Annotated in this window: 4 protein-coding genes; all 4 read right to left on the bottom strand. The window is 35.6% G+C overall.

Annotated features, from left to right (window positions below):
* Positions 1-29: 29 nt before the first annotated feature.
* Entirely contained in the window at positions 30-236 is a 207-nt protein-coding gene (locus N5E64_RS15560; protein WP_069796431.1) for a GDCCVxC domain-containing (seleno)protein, read from the bottom strand.
* 1 nt (position 237) lies between these two features.
* Positions 238-837, bottom strand: coding sequence for a mercuric transport protein MerTP (gene merTP / locus N5E64_RS15565; protein ID WP_280038306.1), 600 nt, complete (start codon positions 835-837; stop codon positions 238-240).
* Positions 834-1,208 carry a metalloregulator ArsR/SmtB family transcription factor gene (locus N5E64_RS15570; RefSeq protein ID WP_035679264.1) on the bottom strand — a complete coding sequence of 125 codons (375 nt, stop codon included), beginning with the start codon at positions 1,206-1,208 and terminating at the stop codon, positions 834-836. The genes merTP and N5E64_RS15570 overlap by 4 nt, the downstream gene beginning before the upstream one ends.
* A gap of 88 nt (positions 1,209-1,296) precedes the next feature.
* Positions 1,297-1,495, bottom strand: a 199-nt coding sequence (locus N5E64_RS15575; RefSeq protein WP_280038309.1) for a hypothetical protein, incomplete at its 5' end; no start/stop codon positions are given.

Raw genomic sequence — 1,495 nt, forward strand, 5'->3', positions numbered from 1 at the left:
AGTGGCTGGGCTTCTTTGTTTTCCGTCTGTCAGCAACATTTTTTGTCCTGCTGAATTGGTGGACAAGCAACACTTCCGTAGCTACAATAAACACAGCAGTCGCCTTGTTTTGGTTTTAGAACTTGTTTGCATTTTTCACATTCGTAAAAATATTGGCAAGCGTCTGTCGGCATTGTTTCTTCTTTCTTATGTCCGCAGTTGGGGCAAGTTATTGTTGATTGTAATTTGATTTCCATTTTAATTTTCTTTTTTGTCGGTTACAGAATATCCTGTTGAGTTTATTGCTTTTTCGATTTCAGAAATATTTGTTTTTGAGTTGTCAAATTCTATGATTGCATTTCCATTTTCATATGAAGCGTTTGAACTTATTATTCCTGTCAATTTATTTACTTCGTGATTTACGTTTTCTTCGCAACTCGCACAAGTCATTCCGCTAATCGTAAATTTTACTTTTTGAATATTGGATTTGTCCACTACTTTGATTTGCTTTTCTTTCTTTGGGTAGAAAATGCTTGAATAGTATGGAAAGGCAAGCATAACGATTGCAAATGCTGTTACAATTCCTAAAAACATTTTTGACTGAATGAATTTTGGTTTTTCTTCTGTCTCACAGTTGCAGTCAATTTGCTTTTTAGGTTTCAACTTTTGATACCAAGCAAAACCAAGAACCAAAATTGTCAAACCGATAAAATACGGTCTGAAAGGTTCGAGCCAAGAAAAAGTAGAAGCAAGTCCGCTTGTTCCTGCTACTAAAGCCAAGACTGGAGTAATACAACACAATGAAGCTGCAATTGCTGTTAAAAGTCCTGCTCCGATTAGTTTTTTGTCTGTTTTCATAATGTTTCTAAAATTTTGTTTTCGTCAAGTATTTTAAAAAACGGTTTCAGCATTTTTTCATACTCTTTTGTCAATGAGTAAAAAATGGTTTGTGCTTCTCGTTCGGTTTCAATTAGTTTTCGGTCTTTGAGTTTTCGCAAGTGTTGTGAAATTGCCGAAATTGTCATACCAAGAATGTCGCTCATATCACAAACACAGAGTCGTTTTTCTTCATATAATAGAAAGAGAATTTTCAGTCTTACGTTGTTTCCCGCTAATTCAAGTCCGTTCGATAAATAGTCAAACGAGCCGTTGAGTTCTGAAACTCGGTTTTTACAGCGATTTATTTGTTTAATGTCCGCTTGTTGTCGTATGCAAGAATTGTTGTCCATATTGCAAAGATAGTTAATTTGTTTATTTAAGCAATTACTAAAATACAAAATATCAAAAAGAACCCGATTTGTCTGTCGGGTTGTGTAGTCATAGCCTTGCCACTAACGGGAAACGCATTGGCGAAGTGGCGGATAAATTGGACAAAAAGTTCAATTTAGCGAGAACGTAGCCGATGTGTTTCCACAGAGCTAACTTACAAATAAAAAGCGAATGTGGAACACATTCGGCGGAATAAAATGCAGAAACTTTCAATTTAGCACTTAACCTGCCATTTTGCCAATGCGAT

Origin of the sequence: Empedobacter sp. GD03739 (assembly GCF_029843245.1) — a bacterium.
Lineage (GTDB): Bacteria > Bacteroidota > Bacteroidia > Flavobacteriales > Weeksellaceae > Empedobacter > Empedobacter falsenii_B.

Coding starts and splice junctions, on each gene's coding strand:
- merTP (WP_280038306.1), bottom strand. CDS start 837: ATGAAAACAGACAAAAAACTAATCGGAGCAGGACTTTTAACAGCAATT.
- N5E64_RS15560 (WP_069796431.1), bottom strand. CDS start 236: ATGGAAATCAAATTACAATCAACAATAACTTGCCCCAACTGCGGACAT.
- N5E64_RS15570 (WP_035679264.1), bottom strand. CDS start 1,208: ATGGACAACAATTCTTGCATACGACAACAAGCGGACATTAAACAAATA.